Annotated in this window: 15 protein-coding genes; 12 read left to right on the forward strand and 3 right to left on the reverse strand. The window is 64.3% G+C overall.

Annotated elements, in window-relative coordinates; genetic code table 11:
- The 3 genes from QOC89_RS15250 to QOC89_RS15260 all read left to right on the forward strand — a co-directional run.
- Nucleotides 1-760: tRNA modification GTPase (locus QOC89_RS15250; protein ID WP_323045768.1), on the forward strand; the 760-nt coding region annotated here is incomplete at its 5' end.
- Between the two features lie 287 nt (nt 761-1,047).
- Nucleotides 1,048-2,265, forward strand: coding sequence for a tyrosine-type recombinase/integrase (locus QOC89_RS15255; protein ID WP_323045769.1), 1,218 nt, complete (start codon nt 1,048-1,050; stop codon nt 2,263-2,265).
- A 356-nt stretch (nt 2,266-2,621) separates the two neighbouring features.
- The gene (locus QOC89_RS15260; RefSeq protein ID WP_323045770.1) at nt 2,622-2,783 is read left to right on the forward strand and encodes a hypothetical protein; all 162 of its coding nucleotides are present in this window, start codon (nt 2,622-2,624) and stop codon (nt 2,781-2,783) included.
- Nucleotides 2,784-2,883: 100 nt separating this feature from the next.
- On the opposite strand, the gene QOC89_RS15265 is transcribed toward QOC89_RS15260, so the two are convergent.
- Complete coding sequence (locus QOC89_RS15265; protein WP_323045771.1) at nt 2,884-3,210, reverse strand: ecotin precursor; 327 nt, start codon at nt 3,208-3,210, stop codon at nt 2,884-2,886.
- A 343-nt stretch (nt 3,211-3,553) separates the two neighbouring features.
- On the opposite strand from QOC89_RS15265, the gene QOC89_RS15270 reads away from it, so the two are divergent.
- From QOC89_RS15270 to QOC89_RS15300, 7 genes are all read left to right on the forward strand, one after another.
- Nucleotides 3,554-5,179, forward strand: a complete 1,626-nt coding sequence (locus QOC89_RS15270; RefSeq protein ID WP_323045772.1) for a methyl-accepting chemotaxis protein — start codon at nt 3,554-3,556, stop codon at nt 5,177-5,179.
- A 69-nt stretch (nt 5,180-5,248) separates the two neighbouring features.
- Nucleotides 5,249-5,713 carry a chemotaxis protein CheW gene (locus tag QOC89_RS15275; protein WP_323045773.1) on the forward strand — a complete coding sequence of 155 codons (465 nt, stop codon included), beginning with the start codon at nt 5,249-5,251 and terminating at the stop codon, nt 5,711-5,713.
- Nucleotides 5,710-7,086, forward strand: a complete 1,377-nt coding sequence (locus tag QOC89_RS15280) for a CheR family methyltransferase (protein ID WP_323045774.1) — start codon at nt 5,710-5,712, stop codon at nt 7,084-7,086. Before QOC89_RS15275 ends, QOC89_RS15280 begins: the two co-directional genes overlap by 4 nt.
- Nucleotides 7,079-7,762, forward strand: a complete 684-nt coding sequence (locus QOC89_RS15285) for a chemotaxis protein CheW (protein WP_323045775.1) — start codon at nt 7,079-7,081, stop codon at nt 7,760-7,762. Before QOC89_RS15280 ends, QOC89_RS15285 begins: the two co-directional genes overlap by 8 nt.
- Nucleotides 7,759-10,335, forward strand: a complete 2,577-nt coding sequence (locus QOC89_RS15290; protein ID WP_323045776.1) for a hybrid sensor histidine kinase/response regulator — start codon at nt 7,759-7,761, stop codon at nt 10,333-10,335. Before QOC89_RS15285 ends, QOC89_RS15290 begins: the two co-directional genes overlap by 4 nt.
- 17 nt (nt 10,336-10,352) lie before the next feature.
- On the forward strand, nt 10,353-11,369 hold the full coding sequence (locus QOC89_RS15295) for a chemotaxis response regulator protein-glutamate methylesterase (protein ID WP_323045777.1): 1,017 nt from the start codon (nt 10,353-10,355) through the stop codon (nt 11,367-11,369).
- A gap of 82 nt (nt 11,370-11,451) precedes the next feature.
- Nucleotides 11,452-12,561: a diguanylate cyclase gene (locus QOC89_RS15300; RefSeq protein ID WP_323045778.1), complete on the forward strand. Its 1,110-nt coding sequence runs from the start codon at nt 11,452-11,454 to the stop codon at nt 12,559-12,561.
- A 108-nt stretch (nt 12,562-12,669) separates the two neighbouring features.
- Here the strand turns inward: QOC89_RS15300 and mdeB are convergent, their stop codons facing one another.
- Entirely contained in the window at nt 12,670-15,432 is a 2,763-nt protein-coding gene (gene mdeB / locus QOC89_RS15305; RefSeq protein ID WP_323045779.1) for an alpha-ketoglutarate dehydrogenase, read from the reverse strand.
- 152 nt (nt 15,433-15,584) lie between these two features.
- Between mdeB and QOC89_RS15310 the strand changes: the two genes are divergently transcribed.
- Complete coding sequence (locus tag QOC89_RS15310; RefSeq protein ID WP_179735367.1) at nt 15,585-16,112, forward strand: Lrp/AsnC family transcriptional regulator; 528 nt, start codon at nt 15,585-15,587, stop codon at nt 16,110-16,112.
- Nucleotides 16,113-16,151: 39 nt separating this feature from the next.
- Here the strand turns inward: QOC89_RS15310 and QOC89_RS15315 are convergent, their stop codons facing one another.
- A complete protein-coding gene (locus tag QOC89_RS15315; RefSeq protein WP_323045780.1) occupies nt 16,152-16,952 on the reverse strand; it encodes an SDR family oxidoreductase in 801 nt (266 codons plus the stop codon).
- Nucleotides 16,953-17,128: 176 nt separating this feature from the next.
- On the opposite strand from QOC89_RS15315, the gene QOC89_RS15320 reads away from it, so the two are divergent.
- A partial coding sequence (locus QOC89_RS15320; RefSeq protein ID WP_323045781.1) for an AraC family transcriptional regulator occupies nt 17,129-17,588 on the forward strand: 460 nt, incomplete at its 3' end.

The following is a 17,588-nucleotide window of genomic DNA, read 5'->3' on the forward strand; positions in this document are numbered from 1 at the left end:
CGTGCTGAGCGAAGCACGTCAGGGCGCGTTGCTGCGTGAGGGTTTGTCAGTGGTGCTGGCGGGACAGCCGAACGTCGGCAAGTCGTCGTTGCTGAATGCGCTGGCCGGCGCGGAGCTGGCCATCGTCACGCCGATCGCCGGCACGACGCGGGACAAGGTCGCGCAGACCATCCAGATCGAAGGCATTCCGCTGCATGTGATCGACACAGCCGGCCTGCGCGATACCGAAGACGAGGTGGAGAAGATCGGCATTGCGCGTACGTGGAATGAGATCGAACGCGCGGACGTCGTGCTGCATCTGCTCGATGCGCGAACCGGCATGACCGCCGAAGACGAAACGATCGCCGGGCGTTTCCCGAGCGGTGTGCCGGTGGTGCGCGTGCTCAACAAGACAGATTTGACCGGGCTCGTGCCGACGGTGACCCCGCTGGACGCCGATCTCGATCTCAGCGAAGTGCGGTTGTCGGCGAAACAAGGCGATGGCGTCGCGTTGCTGCGCGAGGAGTTGCTGCGCATCGCCGGCTGGCAGGCCGGCGCGGAGAGCGTGTACCTCGCGCGCGAACGGCATCTGGTTGCGCTGCGCGCGGCCCAGGAGCATCTGGCGACGGCTGCTGCGCACGCCGATCAGAACGCTCAGGCGCTGGATCTGTTCGCTGAGGAACTGCGCCTCGCGCAGGATCAACTGAACTCGATCACGGGGGAATTCAGTTCGGATGATCTGCTCGGAGTAATTTTCAGCCGGTTTTGTATCGGGAAGTGACCGGCTGGCAGGCGACTCCCTGTTTTCGCCGTCCGATTGCCGGAAGTTGGTCACTCGTCCGGAAACCAAAGACGGCCCGCAGGGCCCATCTACATTGCCTAAGGCCATTTAACAAGATCACCGGAATGCCAGCCTGCTGACTCGCAGTGACGCACGGGATCACCGCCGGGCCTGGCCGCACAAACGCGTACCGGACACATTTTGTTGACGCAAACTATGCCGTTCTGTTGGTACACAGACGTTGCCCAGTTTAGAATCATCGCTGTCCGTGCATCAAACAATGCGTCATGCCAAAACTAGCCGCCCCCCTCACCGAAACGCAGATTCGCGCGCTTGAACCCCGCGCCACCCGGTATTGCGTCGCCGACGGCAACGGCCTCGTCATCGAAATCATGACAAGCGGCACGAAAGTCTGGCGCTTCCGCTACTCACTGAAGGGCAAGCGCCAGCCCCTCGTCACGATCGGCGACTACCGGATGATTTCGCTGCGAGTCGCGCGCGCCAGAGCGCAGAAATACGCCGAGATGGTCGCAAACGGAGTCTCGCCGGCGGCCACGGCGCGCCGCGACCGCGGTGCGGAGAGCAAGGCCGAGGTGCTGCGCGAAGCAGCGGAGGTTTACCTCGCGACGGAGATGGCCGGCAAATCGGCGGAGTATCAGCGCACCACGCGGCGCGCGCTCGAAAAGGACGTTCTCCCGGCCATCGGCGCCAAGCCGATCAAAGCCGTGACGGCCGACGACATCCGCGCGATCTGCGACCAGATCAAAAGCCGTGGCTCGCCCAAAATGGCGCTGCACACGCGCAACGCGGTCAAGCGGCTCTACGAGTACCTGATTGCCCGGCAGCTGGCCACGGACAATCCGGCAGCGCTCATCCCGGCCCGCTTCATCGCGACGCCGGACAGCCGCACCCGCGTGCTCGCGCCAGACGAAATGGGCGCCATGCTCCGCGCAATCTACGCATCGAACATTCGGCGGCCGTTGAAATTGGCTTTGCATCTGCTCGTGCTAACGATGGTGCGGAAGTCGGACATCGTCGAGGCAGCGTGGTCTGAATTCAAGCTCGCCGCAGCGCGATGGACAATCCCTGCCGCGCGGATGAACAAAGGCCGCGAGCATGTGGTGTATCTCCCGCATCAGGCGGTCGCCCTGCTTCGCGAGCTTCAGGACACGAAGACCAGCCGGAATTTCGTATTCCCGAGCGTCAGGGGCGACGATCGGCCGATCGCTAAAAGCACGCTCAACCAGGCCGTCAAATCGCTCGGACTCGCCGTGGAGCATTTCGTCTTACATGACTTCCGACGCACCGCCGCGACCCATTTGCGCGAGATGGGGCAGTCATCAGATTCGATTGATAATGCGCTGGCACATGCCGTCAAAGACGCTTCAGGCGGGGACGACCACGCCGGGCATGCCGCAGAGCAGCGTCGGACGCTGCAACTGTGGGCGGATTTTGTCGACGCCCAGATCGAGCGTGCGGCGCGCAATCCGGCGAACGCGCTCTGACGGTCGCGAGGCTCGCCACCAGACTCGTGCAGATGATCCAGCACGCCTTGGCCGACAAGTACAAACGGCTCTCCGCGGCAGGTCCGGCGGATCTCATGCGCGCATTGCCGAAGCCCATTTCACCATAAGCCGACGGCGCACAAGATGGTACACAGACAAACAACAACAATCCGAAAGCCCAAATCCTTAAAAGAAAAACATCTTCTCCACTAGGTTCTCTGCGATCTCACTCCACCTCCCACCAGCCCGATCCCGTCAATCCCACCTCGTCTCCAGCCGACCCCATTACATCATTCTTCTTTCCCGCCGTTCATCGCCTAAACTAAAGCGTGGATGAAAGCCGAGACGGAGGCTCCATGTCTGAATCTATGTTGGCTTATTTGCTGGGACCTGCGGTGATGCTGCTGGTCGGCGTGGTGATGTGGGCCGCGTCCCACTACAGCCAGAAAACGAAGCCGGAGCGCCTCGAGCGCTGGCTCGACACGCACTATGCGGAGTGGCTGCATCACAAGCACTGAGCGCGGACGCTCAACGAGAAAGGCCGTCGTACCATGCGACGGCCTTTTTCTCTGGTGCGCGCAAGCCTCGCGAAGAAACTACCCGTGCTAACGCACGGCCTTACCAGCCAGGTTGCGGCTGCTGCGGATATCCGTATTGTCCAGCCGGCGGCGCACCGCACGCGACATACGCACGCTGGTACTGGTCATAGCAATATCCCGGCGGCGGCCCGGCATACACAGGCGCCGGCTGATAAACCGGCTGCGCATAGACGGGCTGCTGATAAGCCACTACCGGCGCGGGATTCAACGCGGACGTCACCACCGCGCCCAGCACGGCACCGCCGATCAGCGCACCAACCACATCGCCGCCATTGCCATGAGCCGACGCTTGCCCCGCTACGCTCAGGCTCCCCACCATCAACAACGCCACCGCAATCTTTTTCATGTTTCGCTCCCGCCGTTCAGGCATGGAACAGATTGTGTGGGGTGCGTGCAGAAATAGATGCTGCAGTTGGTAACTGGCCATTACCGATGTAACGTCGCGCAGGCATTGCCTCTCGCCGTTTGCCGCGACCACAAAATGGCGTGCCGTCGACTAGCGGCCGCCAACTACTCAATTGCCGCCTTCCCTTCTCCCCTCGCCATCCATTCTCACGATCAATGTAAAATCCGCCGCATGACCCGTCGGACAAATCCGACGACCCGCAAAGCTGTCCGATCCTTCGACCCCGAGACCGCCAGTCGACATCGGGCGTCGAGCCCAAGCCAAAAAGTTAAGGGGCGTGCGCGTGAAACAATGGACCATCCGGCAACGGATTCTCTGCAGCTTCGGGATCGTGCTGATCGTGATGCTGGTAATGGCGATCGTCACTTTCGAACAAATCGGCGGCATCGACCGCGACGCGAAGAGCCAGCAGGAAGATTCGATGCCCGGCCTCTACTACGCGACCGCGATGCGCGCGGCATGGTTCGAGAACTACACCGTTACGCAGCGTCTCATCTATGTCGACACGGACCCCGACGCCGTCAAGCGCGACACCGCACGTTTGCAAGAAACCGAGCAGACGCTTCAGAAGCTCCTCGGCGAGTACGGCGCGACCATCTTTAGCAATGACGATCGTGACTTCTTCAATGATTTCCGTCAGCAACACACGCAGTACCTGCCGATCCAGGCCTCCCTGCTGAACGTCCTGCCGAGTTCGAAAGAGAACGCCGCGCATATCTTCAATTCGCAGCTCACGTCGATCTGGGAAACGGGCCGTCTTTCAATACGCAAACTGGTCGACAACAACAAGGCCGACGCCGACAAGGCCGCCGAAAACATCCGCAGCTCGGTCGAGACGACCCGTGTCGTCCTGCTCGTGATGCTGCTGATCGCCGCCATCGTCGCCGCGCTGGCCGGTTACTGGCTGTTGCGCGCGGTCACCACGCCGATGGCCAAGGTACTGAAAGTCGTCGACGTCATGCGCACGGGCGACCTCACGCAACGTCTGCAACTGAACCGCGCGGACGAAATCGGCGCGCTCGAAGCGGGCTTCAACCGCATGACCGACGAGCTCACCGCACTGGTCGGCCAGGCGCAGAAGTCGGCCGTCCAGGTCACCACGTCGGTGACGGAAATCGCCGCGACCTCGCGTGAACAGCAAGCCACCGCGAACGAAACCGCGGCGACCACCACCGAGATCGGCGCCACCTCGCGTGAAATCTTCGCGACCTCGCGCGATCTGCTGCGCACCATGAACGAGGTGTCCGAAGTGGCCGGCCAGTCGGCGGCACTCGCGGGCACGGGGCACGCGGGTCTCGCGCGCATGGAAGACACCATGCGCCTCGTGATGGAAGCGGCCGGCTCGGTCAACGCGAAGCTCGCGATCCTCAACGAGAAGGCCAGCAACATCAACCAGGTTGTCGCCACCATCACCAAGGTTGCGGATCAGACCAATCTGCTCTCGCTGAACGCGGCGATCGAAGCAGAAAAGGCCGGCGAATACGGCCGCGGCTTCGCGGTCGTGGCGACCGAGATTCGCCGCCTCGCGGATCAAACCGCCGTGGCGACCTACGACATCGAACAGATGGTCAAGGAGATCCAGTCGGCGGTGGCCGCGGGCGTGATGGGCATGGACAAGTTCTCCGAGGAAGTGCGGCGCGGCATGCTCGACGTGCAGAACGTGGGCGGCCATCTCACGCAGATCATCCAGCAGGTGCAGGCGCTCGCGCCGCGCTTCTCGATGGTCAACGAGGGCATGCAGACGCAAGCCACCGGCGCCGAGCAGATTACCCAGGCGCTGACGCAGCTCTCGGAGGCCGCGCAGCAGACCGCGGAATCGCTGCGCCAGTCCACCCAGGCGATCGACGATCTGACGCACGTCGCCAATAGTTTGCGCACCGGCGTGTCGCGCTTCAAGGTGGTGGCCTGACGCGTCGCGGCGGGCTCATTGAAGCACGCTGACGCCGACCCACTCCTACACCTTCCACAGCCCACGCCGATGCTCTTCATCCTCTTCACGCTCGATAGCGAACGCTACGTGATCGACGCGACGCAGGTGGAGCGTGTGATGCCGCTCACGCCGCAGGCGCCGCCGAAGACGATCCCGGGCGCGCCGTCGTGGGTCGCGGGCGTGCTCGATCACGAAGGCACGCCGTTGCCGGTGATCAACCTGCCGGCGCTGGCGCTCGGCCGCCCGGCGGCGCAGCTGATGTCGACGCGTGTCGTGCTGGTGCGCTATCCGCACGCCGGTGCGGTACGCTTGCTCGCGCTCCTGCTTGAGGGCGCCACGCGCACCCTCCGCCTCCCTGTCGACGCGTTCCATGATGCCGGCATCGACATGCCGCACGCGCGCTATCTGGGCCCGGTCGCGAGCGAAGCAGGCGGTCTGGTGCAATGGATTCGCGTCGAGCATCTGCTGCCCGACGATGTAAAAGCCCTGCTGTTTCCCGAGGCGCACGCATGAACGCGCATCACGACAACGCGCCGCTCTATCGGCGCTTCACCGATCTGCTGCATCGAACCATCGGGCTCGATGCAGCATCGCTCGGTCATAGCGCGATCGAGCGCGCGGTCGATCAGCGCGTCGCCGCCTGGCGCGCGGACGGTCACGCCGGCGCCACGCTCGCCGACTACTGGGAAGCGGCGCACGCGTCGCCCGCCATCGTGCAGGCGCTGGTGGAAACGGTGGTGGTACCGGAGACCTGGTTCTATCGCGACGCCGACGCGTTCAAAGCGCTTGCACGTCTAGCGCGTGAACGCCTTGCCGAACGCGGCACCGCGCTACCGCTGCGGATTCTGAGCCTGCCCTGCTCGACCGGCGAAGAGCCATACACGATCGCGATGACGCTGCTCGACGCCGGCATCGACGCCGCGCACATGCGCATCGACGCGATGGATATCAGCGCGCGTTCGCTGGCCGTCGCGCAGCGCGCCGTGTACGGCCGCAACTCGTTTCGCGGCAATGCGTTTCCCTTCCGTGACGCGCATTTCACCCGCACCGAAGACGGCTGGCGTCTCGCGCCGCGCATCGTCGACGCGGTCCGGTTCTCGCGCGCCAACCTGATGCAACTCGACGCCACGACGCTCGGCGTCTACGACTTCGTGTTCTGCCGCAACGTGCTGATTTACTTCGACCGCGCGGCACGGCAGACGGCCTTGCACGCGCTCAACGGCGTGCTGGCCGAAAACGGCACGCTGTTCGTCGGTCCGGCGGAAACCGGGCTGTTGATGCGTCATGGCATGCAGTCGGCGAAGATTCCTTTGGCGTTTGCATTCCGCCGCGCCGCGGAGGGTGAAGCGCAAGCCAATGGCTGGCACACCGCGCCGCTCGCCACCGCCGCCGCGCTAGCGATGACCCATGCGCCGGTACCAGCGCTCGCGCCGCTGCAAGTGTTCTCGGCGGAGCCTTTCGCGTGGCCCGATCCGGTTGCGCGCGCACCGTTCGGCAGCATGTCACCGCAGGCACCGTTTAACGGGACTTCGGCGTACAGGCCGCCGGAAGGTGTTTCACCGACCAACGCCTCACGCGACACGCTGCAAGCCGCGCATGCATTGGCCGACGCGGGCCGTCTGATGGAAGCCGCGACCGCAATCAACGTTTATCTGGAACAGCACGCGCCGCACGCCGACGCCTTCTACCTGCTCGGTGTGCTGGCGGACGCCAGCGGCGATACGAACCTCGCCCGCGGCCACTATCGCAAGGCGCTCTATCTCGAGCCACAGCACACCGAAGCGCTCGCGCATCTGGCAACACTGCTCGAACTCGAAGGCGATCGCAACGGCGCGCGTCTGTTGATGGAACGCGCGTCGCGCGCACAGGGAGCGCAACGTGGTTGAGGACCGCACGGTGACCTTCGACGATTGCTGGAACCGCATCGGCGAGCGTGGCGATTCGTCGTGCGAGCGGCTGGTCGAATACGTGCGCTGTCTGAATTGCCCGGTGTTCGAAGCGGCCGCGGCGGAATTGCTGGAGCGTCCGATTTCGCTCGTGGATCTCTCGCAGCATGACGCCCGCATCCCGGCGCAGCAGCCACGACACGACGCACAAGGTGCGAGCGAATCGTTCCTCATCTTCCGTATCGGCGGCGAATGGCTCGCGCTGCCCACGCCGATCTTCAAGCGCATCGTGCAGACGCGGCCGATTCGTACGTTGCCGCATCGGCAACATCGCGCGGTGCTGGGCGTGGTGAATGTGCAGGGCGACTTGCTGGTGTGTCTGTCGCTCGCGCATCTGCTGGGTTTCGAGACCGACACTGCCGGGAGCGACGATCGAGCGCGTCACGATCTGCCACGTTTGCTGGTGGTCTCGCGCGCCGAAGAGCACGCGGTGTTTCCGGTCGACCAGGTCGACGGCGTGCATCGGATCGCGGTCTCCAGCTTTTGCCCGCCGCCCGCGACGCTCTCGCACGCGGCCGCTGCGCACACGCGCGCCGTTGCCCCGTGGCGCGGCATGACGGTTGGCTTGCTCGACGCCGATGCGTTGTTCGATACCTTGAACCGGAGTCTCGGATGACGGACGACCCGCGCCGCCCGTCGTTGATCGATCTGTTCCGCGAGGAAGCGCGGACCCAGGCACGTGTGCTCAACGACGGCCTGCTCGCCCTCGACCGCTCGCCACGCGACGCCGCCGCGCTCGAAGCCTGCATGCGCGCGGCGCATTCGCTGAAGGGCGCGGCGCGTATTGTCGGTGTGCAGGTCGGTGTCGAACTCGCGCACGCGATGGAGGATTGTTTCGTTGCGGCGCAGGAAGGGCGCGCGATGCTCGATGCTGCGTGGATCGATGAGTTGCTGCGCGGTGTCGATATCGTTGCGCGCATCGGCAATGACGAGGACGAGTCGGCGCGTGATGCCGTCGGCGCGTGCGTGGCGTTGTTGCAAGCGCGGATGGCGGGCGTGGTGCCGCATGGCGCGGCAATGCGGCGGGATGCTTTGCAGCCGGCTGCTGATATTCCTGCCCCGGAACCTGCTCCGGCTCGTGCTCGCATCGCCGCCGCTGCACCCGCATCTGCACCCGATGTAGCCACCGGATCGCCAATCGTATCGGCCGGCGCTGGACACGACGCCGACGCCGCATTCAATCTGCTCGCCAACGCGCTGCGCGCAGAGGCGTCCCCCGCCTCTGCCGCACCGGCGAGCAGGGCTGCAAGTACGTCCGAGTCCGCCTCAGCGGCCAGCTCTGCAACTTCAAACGTTCCGTCGAGTGCCTCAGCGGCCGCCTCAGCGCCCGCCTCTGCAACTTCAACAGCACCATCAAGTGCCCCGGCGTCGGTCGCCGCGATAGCTGCACCGAATGCCTCCGTGCCCGCCTCGAACGAACCCAGCCCCCCAGCAACCGACCCCGGCCGCATGCTGCGCGTACGCGCCGACAACCTCGACCGGCTGCTCTCCCTATCCGGCGAATCGCTGGTCGAATCGCGCTGGCTCAAACCCTTCGCGCAATCCATGCTGCGCGTCAAACGCGTCCAACGTGACGGCTCGCGCGCGCTGGATCAGTTGCACGAAACGCTCGCCGACCTGAAGCTCGATCCGCGCGCGCACGCCGCGCTCGAAGAATTGCGCCGCCTCACCGCGGAATCGCAACATCTGCTGGCCGAGCGTCTCGCCGATCTGGAGAGCTTCGACCGCCGCTCGACGCATCTGTCGCAGCAGCTCTACGACGCCGCCCTGCAATGCCGGATGCGCCCCTTCGGCGACGGCACCGGTGGTCTCGCGCGCATGGTGCGCGACGTCGCCCGTTCGCTCGGCAAGAAGGTGCGCTGGCAACTGGTCGGCGAATCGACTCAGGTCGACCGCGACATCCTCGATCTGCTCGACGCGCCGCTCGGCCACCTGCTGCGCAACGCGATCGACCACGGCATCGAAGCGCCCGCCGACCGTCTCGCGCACGGCAAGCCCGAAGAGGCCACGCTCACGCTCGACGCGCGCCATACCGCCGGCGCGCTGGTCATCACCGTCACCGACGACGGCGCGGGTATCGACCTCGACGCATTGCGCGCGTCGATTGTCCGCAAAAAGCTGGCGAGCGCTGAAACGGCCGCACGCCTGTCCGAGACTGAACTGCTCGAATTCCTGTTCCTGCCAGGCTTCTCCCTGCGCGATCAGGTCACCGAGGTCTCGGGCCGTGGCGTTGGACTCGACGCGGTCCACGACGTCGTCAAACGCGTGCGCGGCACGGTGCGCATCACGCACGAACCCGGCATCGGCACGCGCGTGCAGTTGCAACTCCCGCTCACGCTCTCGGTGATCCGCAGCCTGCTCGTCGAAGTCGCGGGCGAGCCGTATGCGATGCCGCTCGCGCACGTGAACCGCACGCTGCACGTGCGCCGCGCGGAGATCGAATTGCTCGAAGGGCATCAGCACGTTGCCTTCGACGGCCGCCGCATCGGCGTCGTTACCGCGCATCAGATTCTCGACACCCCGCCGGCCGCCAACGAAGCCGATACCGTCAACCTGATCGTGATCGGCGACGGCGCGCAAACCTTCGGCGTGGTGGTCGATCGCTTTCTGGGCGAACAGATGCTGGTGGTGCATCCGCTCGACCCGCGCCTCGGCAAGATCAGGAACATCACCGCCGGCGCGTTGATGGAAAACGGCGACCCGGTGCTGATCGCGGACGTCGACGACTGGCTGCGCTCGGTCGAGAAGCTCGTCGCCGGAGGCGATCTGCAGCACACGCAGCTCGGCGCCGCGCTCATGGCACAGCGCGCGACACGGCGCGTGCTGGTGGTCGACGATTCGCTCACCGTGCGCGAACTCGAACGCAAGCTGCTGGCGACGCGCGGCTACGACGTGACGATCGCCGTCGACGGCATGGACGGCTGGAACGCGGTGCGCGGCGAGCGCTTCGACCTCGTGATCACCGACATCGACATGCCGCGCATGGACGGCATCGAACTCGTCACGCTCATCAAGCGCGATCCGCAGTTACAGTCGCTGCCGGTGATGATCGTCTCGTACAAGGATCGTGAAGAAGACCGCCGCGCCGGCCTGAACGCGGGCGCGGATTATTATCTGGCGAAAGGCAGTTTCCACGACGAAGCATTGCTCGATGCAGTGCGTGATCTGATCGGCGAAGCTTACGGTTAAACCTACGGGTAGAACGGATGAAAATCGGAATCGTCAATGACCTGCCGCTCGCCGTCGAGGCGCTGCGCCGCGCGCTTGCCGCGCGCCAGGACTACGAGGTGCTGTGGGTCGCCCAGGACGGCCAGCAGGCGGTCGATTTCTGCGCCGCGCAGCGGCCCGACATCGTGTTGATGGATCTGGTGATGCCGAACGTCGACGGAATCGAGGCCACGCGCCGCATCATGGCGAAGGCGCCGTGCGCGATCCTGATCGTGACCGTCGACGTGGGCGCGAACGCGTGGCGCGTCTACGAAGCGATGGGCGCGGGCGCGCTCGATGCCGTGGATACGCCGTCGCTGAGCGGGCCGGACGCGCATAGAAGCATCGCCACCCTGATCGCGAAGATCGACCACGTCGCCGCGCTGGTCAAGGAGCGTAACGTGTCAGGCTCCGCGGCGCCCGCAGGACCGGTGAGCGTGACGAGTCGCGACACGCCGCTGGTCGCGATCGGCGCTTCGGCCGGCGGCCCGGCGGCGCTCGCCACGCTGCTCGCCGGCTTGCCGAAGGATTTTCCGGCAGCCATCGTGATCGTCCAGCACGTCGACGCGGCCTTCGCCGCCGGCATGGCCGACTGGCTGAACCAGCAGTCGGCGCTGCCGGTGCGGATCGCCATCGAAGGCGACCGGCCGCAAGCGGGCGTCGCGCTGCTCGCCGCCACCGACGACCACCTGCACCTGAAGCTGCCCAACGTGCTCGGCTACACGAGCGTGCCGGCCGAAACGCCGTACCGGCCTTCCGTCGACGTGTTTTTTCAGAGTGTCGTGGCACGCTGGCCGGCCCGGGCGATCGGCGTGCTGCTGACCGGTATGGGCCGCGACGGCGCGATCGGCCTCAAGGCGATGCGCACCAAGGGCTATCACACGATCGCTCAGGACCAGGCGACCAGCGCCGTGTACGGCATGCCGAAGGCGGCCGCGGCGCTCGATGCCGCCGCCGCGATCCTGCCGCTGCCCCGGATTGCCGCCGCGCTCGCGAGCGCGGTAGGTACACGTTAGCGCCCGGCAGGTGCACACTAACCGCAGGTCGATCGAACCTTAGCTCGCTACGACTCACTGACATTTATTCTGGCTGACCAACATGGACACTTCCAAACCGCAACAGAACGCCACCGCGCCGGACCTCGCGACACGCGACGCGGACGCACAGGCGTACGCGGAGGACGCGCCAAATAGCGCCATCGATGACGCGTTGGCGCGCATCCTCGGCAATCCGCCCGCGGCCGAGTGCCCGATCATGGTGCTGCTGGTCGACGATCAGGCGATCATCGCCGAGGCCATCCGTCAGGCGCTCGCCGATGAAGAGAGCGTCGATTTCCACTACTGCGCGTCGCCCGAAGAGGCCGTGCAGTGCGCCGCGGAAACCCGTGCCACGGTGATCCTGCAAGACCTCGTGATGCCCGGCACCGACGGCCTCACGCTCGTGCGGCAATACCGGCAGAATCCGGCCACGCGCGATATTCCGATCATCGTGCTGTCGACCAAGGAAGAGCCATTGGTGAAAAGCGCGGCCTTCGCGGCGGGCGCGAACGACTATCTGGTGAAGCTGCCGGACCGCATCGAGTTGATCGCGCGGATCCGCTATCACTCGCGCTCGTATCTGAACCTGCTGCAACGTGACGAGGCTTATCGAGCGCTGCGTCAATCGCAACAGCAGTTGCTCGCAACCAATCTGGAACTGCAGCGGCTCACGCATTCGGACGGCTTGACCGGCTTGTCGAACCGCCGTTATCTCGATCAGTACCTGGCCGCTGAATGGCGTCGCGGCACGCGCGATAAGACCGGCCTCGGCTTCCTGATGATCGACGTGGATAACTTCAAGGCCTACAACGACACCTATGGGCACGTGGCCGGCGACGAAGTGCTGAAACAGGTCGCGCACACCGTCGAGTCGTGCCTCGGACGTTCGTCCGATCTCGCGGCACGGTTTGGCGGCGAAGAGTTCGCGGTGGTGTTGCCGGGGGCGTCGTCGGGTGGCTTGCGGCTGCTGGCTGAAAAAATCCGCATCGCTATCGAGGCGCTGGACATTCCGCATGCAGGCTCGGCGAGCGGTGTCGTGACGATCAGCATCGGTGCGGCGATGATCGTGCCGTCCGCCACGGAGCCGGTGACGACACTGATCGAAGCCGCCGACGTCGGACTGTATCGGGCAAAGCGGGATGGGAAGAATCAGGTGGCGGTGAGCGGCTGACTTTTTTACGCTGCGGTTAAAGCGCGGCGGAATGAAAACGCGCCCGGGCATGCTGCCGGGCGCGTTTTTACTTGAAGCGGCGCTGGTTCAGCAGCGCTGCGTACTTCACTAGCATTGCCACGAAGCAGCGCCTACGGGTCGATCGCCGCGGTACTTGCTGCGCGCTTCGGCGAGCACGTTTGCATCAATGACGCCCTCGTCCACCAGCGCCTTCAGCGCCGCGATCACGATTGCCTTGCGGTCCACTTCGAAGAACTCGCGCAACGCCTGACGCGTGTCACTGCGTCCGAACCCATCGGTGCCGAGCGTTACATAGCGGCGCGGCACGTAGGCGCGGATCAGTTCCGGCACCGCGCGGACGTAGTCGGTCGCGGCGATGATCGGGCCGTGCGAGGCTTCAAGCGCTTTCGTCACATACGGCGCTTCTGTCGCCTCGCCAAGACGCGCGTTTCTCTCAGCCGTCATCCCATCGCGCTGCAATTCCGTGAAACTCGTCACGCTCCATACGGCGGCGTCGATCTGCCAGTCACCCTTGAGTAGTTGCTGCGCAGCGATGACTTCACCGAGGATCGCGCCTGCCCCGAGCAACTGCACCTGCGCTTGCTTCATTGAAGCGGCTTCCTGCGCTTGCATTTGCGTTTGCGCAGCCAGCGGATAGATGCCCTTAAGAATCCCTTCACGCAGCGTCTTCAATTCACCATCCGGCACCGAAGGCTGCGCATAGTTCTCGTTCATCACCGTCACGTAATAGAACACATCGCGTTGCGCTTCGACCATCTCGCGCATGCCCTCGTCGACGATCGCGGCAAGCTCATAAGCAAACGCCGGATCGTACGCGCGGCAGTTCGGAATCGTCGATGCCGCCAGATGGCTCGTGCCATCCTGATGCTGCAACCCCTCGCCGCCAAGCGTCGTCTTGCCCGACGTCGCGCCGATCAGAAAACCTCTCGCGCGTTGATCCGCTGCCGCCCAGATCAGATCGCCGATACGCTGAAAGCCGAACATCGAGTAGTAGATGTAGAACGGCAGCATCGGCAGGTTATGCACGCTGTACGACGTCGCCGCCGCAATCCACGACGACACCGCGCCCGCCTCCGAAATGCCCTCTTCGAGAATCTGCCCTTTGGTGTCCTCGCGGTAGTACAGCATCGAGCCCATGTCTTCCGGCTCATACAGCTGTCCAAGCGGCGAATAGATGCCGACCTGGCGGAACATGTTCGCCATGCCGAAGGTGCGCGCTTCATCGGCGACGATCGGCACCACGCGTGGGCCGACCTCACGGTCCTTGAGCAGCGCGGTCATCATGCGGACCAATGCCATCGTCGTGGACATTTCGCGGCCATTCGATTCCAGCGCAAATTGTCCCCAGGAGGACACCGGCGGGACGATCAGCCCCTTCGATGCAACTCTCCGCCTTCTGGGCAGATAGCCTCCCAAGGCAGCCCGGCGCGCATGCAGGTATTGCATCTCGGGGCTGTCATCCGCGGGTTTGTAAAACTTCACCTGTTCGACGTCCTGATCCGTCAGCGGCAAACGGAAGCGGTCGCGAAACGCCTTCAGGTCGTCGAAGCCGAGTTTCTTCTGCTGATGGGTGGTCATGCGGCCCTGGCCTGTCGTGCCCATGCCGAAGCCCTTCATCGTCTTCGCGAGAATCACCGTTGGCTGGCCGCGATGCGCGAGCGCTTTCGCATACGCCGCGTGCAGCTTGCGCACGTCGTGGCCGCCGCGGCGCAGGCGGTCGATGTCGTCGTCGCTCAATTGCGCGGCGAGTGCGGCAAGCTCCGGGTTCTGGCCGAAGAAGCGCTCGCGGTTGTAGGCGCCGTCGTTGGCCGAGAAAGTCTGGAACTGGCCGTCGACGGTGTGCGCGAACGCGCGCAACAACGCGCCGGTGCGGTCGCGCGAGAACAGCGCGTCCCAGTCCGAGCCCCACACCACCTTGATCACGTTCCAGCCGGCGCCGATGAAATGCGCTTCGAGTTCGTCGATGATGCGGCCGTTGCTGCGTACTGGGCCGTCCAGGCGCTGCAGATTGCAGTTGATCACGAACACGAGGTTATCGAGCCCTTCGCGCGCCGCGAGCGACAACGCGCCGGTCGATTCCGGCTCGTCCATCTCGCCATCGCCGAAAAAGCCCCACACCGTGCGGCCTTCCGTTTGCACGAGGCCGCGATTGGCGAGATAGCGCATGAAGCGCGCCTGGTAAATCGCGTTGATCGGGCCAATGCCCATCGAGCCGGTCGGAAATTGCCAGAAGTCCGGCATCAGCCACGGATGCGGATACGAGCACAGCCCCGGCCCACCGATTTCGCGACGGTAATGCTGCAGATGCTGCTCGGTCAAAAAGCCTTCGAGGTAAGCCCGCGCATACACACCCGGCGACGAATGCGGCTGGAAGTACACGAGATCGCCCGTGCCCTCCTCTCCACTGGGCGCCGCGGCCCGGAAGAAATGATTGAAGCCGACCTCGAACAGATCCGCCGCCGACGCGTAACTTGCAATGTGGCCGCCGAGTTCGCCGTAAGCCTGGTTTGCACGCACCACCATCGCCAGCGCATTCCAGCGCAGCGCGCCGGCAAGGCGCTCTTCGAGATCGAGATTGCCCGGATAGCGCGGCTGCTGCTCGAGCGGGATCGTGTTTTGATAAGGCGTGACGTTGGTCCGCGCCGACTCGACACCCAGCGACAGCGCATGCCCCGCGAGCTTGTCGAACAGGAACTGCGCGCGATCACGGCCGACATGCGCGACGACTGCATCGAGCGCGTCCAGCCATTCGGCGGTTTCCTGCGGGTCGGTATCTTCCCGCTCAGCACGTTCAGCGCGCTGAAGATCCAAAGACCGCAAGTGCTCGCTACCACTGGACAAATCCGTCATGGCACCACTCCCGTATCGACGCATTCGGTTCAAGATTGAATGAGTCAATGGTACCCATGTGGTCACAAAATGAGCCTCTCATTTGCTTGTTATCGCGTGCTCGGATAGGCTATTTATTCCAGATTTCGCGCCTGCCACGGAATATTTCATCTATGACCACGCCTCCCAGACGGCTCGATCGCATCGACATCGGCATCCTGAGCCAGTTGCAGCAGAACGCGCGCATCACCAATGCGGATCTCGCCCGCTCGGTGAATCTGTCGCCCACGCCGTGTTTCAATCGCGTGCGTGCTTTGGAAAAGCTGGGACTGTTCAAGCAGCAGGTCACGTTGCTGAACCCGGAGCCACTCGGACTGCGCATCAACGTGTTCATTCAGGTGAGTCTGGAAAAGCAGGTGGAAGATGCGCTGCTACGTTTCGAGCAGGCGATTTCGGAGCGGCCCGAGGTGATGGAGTGCTATCTGATGACGGGCGACGCCGACTATCTGCTGCGCGTGGTGATGCCGGATATGCAAACGCTGGAGCGCTTCATCGTCGATCATCTGACGAAAATTCCGGGCATTTCCAATATTCGTTCGAGCTTTGCGCTCAAGCAGGTGCGCTACAAGACGGCGTTGCCGCTGCCGTCGTCGGGACTGACGCTGGTCGATCCCGACGACGTGGCGACGGATTGGCGGTGAGGTCGTCAAACCGCACCCGGCTACCCGTCAACCTGCTGCTTACGCTGCCGCATAACGCGCAGCCGGCAGCTTATGCGACAGGTTCGGCCCAAGATGCTGGCGAGCGGTGTTGAAGCGCTCCCAATCGGCTGCCTCCGGCAAGGACGGAATCGTCACCAGTTCGCCTTGATCGAGTCCGACGAGAGCGGCGTCCACCATGTCCTCGGCGGTCATCACGATCTGCGCGGGCAGATTCTCGACCGCCAGACCCGCGTGGTCCCAGAACGCGGTGCTCGTGGCGCCCGGCAGCACGGCCTGAAGCTTCACGCCCTTCCCGCCCACTTCATGATGCAGCGACTGCGTCAGGTTCAGCACGTAGGCCTTGGTGCCGCTGTAGGTGCCGTTCAGCAACTCCGGCGACAGTGCGACCACCGACGAGATATTGATCAGGACCCCGTTGCCCCGCTCCACAAAAGCCGGCACGACCGCCGCCGTCAGACGCGTCAGCGCAGTCACGTTCAGGTCGATCATAAGTTCGAGCTGATCCACGTCCGAGTCGATCAGCGAAGCCGTCGCGCCGACGCCCGCGTTGTTGACCAGCATCGTGATGTTGCGGTCGGTCCGCAGACGTTCTTCGATGCGGCGCGTGTCGGCTTTGTCGGTCAGATCGGCGGTAACGATATCGATGTGCCGGCCAGTTTCGCCGGCAAGGCGCTCGGCCAGACTGGTCAGGCGCTTGACGTCGCGTGCCACCAGAATCAGGTCGTAACCGCGCCGCGCGAGGCGGTCCGCATACACCGCGCCGATGCCCGACGATGCGCCCGTGATCAATGCCGTACCCTTGTTCGCTTGCGTTGCCATGTGAAGCTCTCCTTGCGGGCTTTGCGCGTCACGCCTGAGCCCTGATCGATGAATGGGGAAAACCTGGTGCCACCGCCGCCCTGCCTTCTGGTTGGCGACGCGGTGTTGACGAGTGAAGTCTAGGCGCGTAGCCTGTTGTCTCAAATGTCGTATTTACCTCGTTTTGGGACATTGCGATGAAGCGCATTGGCGTGGTGGTTTTCCCCGGCTTCCAGATCCTCGATATGGTGGCGATCTCCGTGTTCGAGCTGGCGAACCTCGAGGCGGCACAGCCGGAGTACGCGGTGGAAGTCATCTCCGAACAGGGCGGCATGGTGCGTAGTTCGTCGGGCGTCGAGATTGCCACGCAGCCGTTTGGCGATCCGGCGTATGACACGGTGGTGGTGACGGGCTCGATGCAGATCGAGCCGTCATCGCCGGCGTTGCTGGCTTTTTTGAACGACGCGCTGCCCGCCTCGCGCCGCACCACCAGCATCTGTACCGGCGCCTTCGTGCTGGCCGAAGCCGGGATTCTCCACGGCCGGCACGCCACGACTCACTGGTACCACGCTCGCGACTTGCAGCAGCGCTTTCCCGATATCCGTATCGACGACGATCGGATTTTCATCGTCGACGGCTCGGTGTGGACCTCGGCTG

The organism is Paraburkholderia sp., assembly GCF_034668105.1.
Classification (GTDB): domain Bacteria; phylum Pseudomonadota; class Gammaproteobacteria; order Burkholderiales; family Burkholderiaceae; genus Paraburkholderia.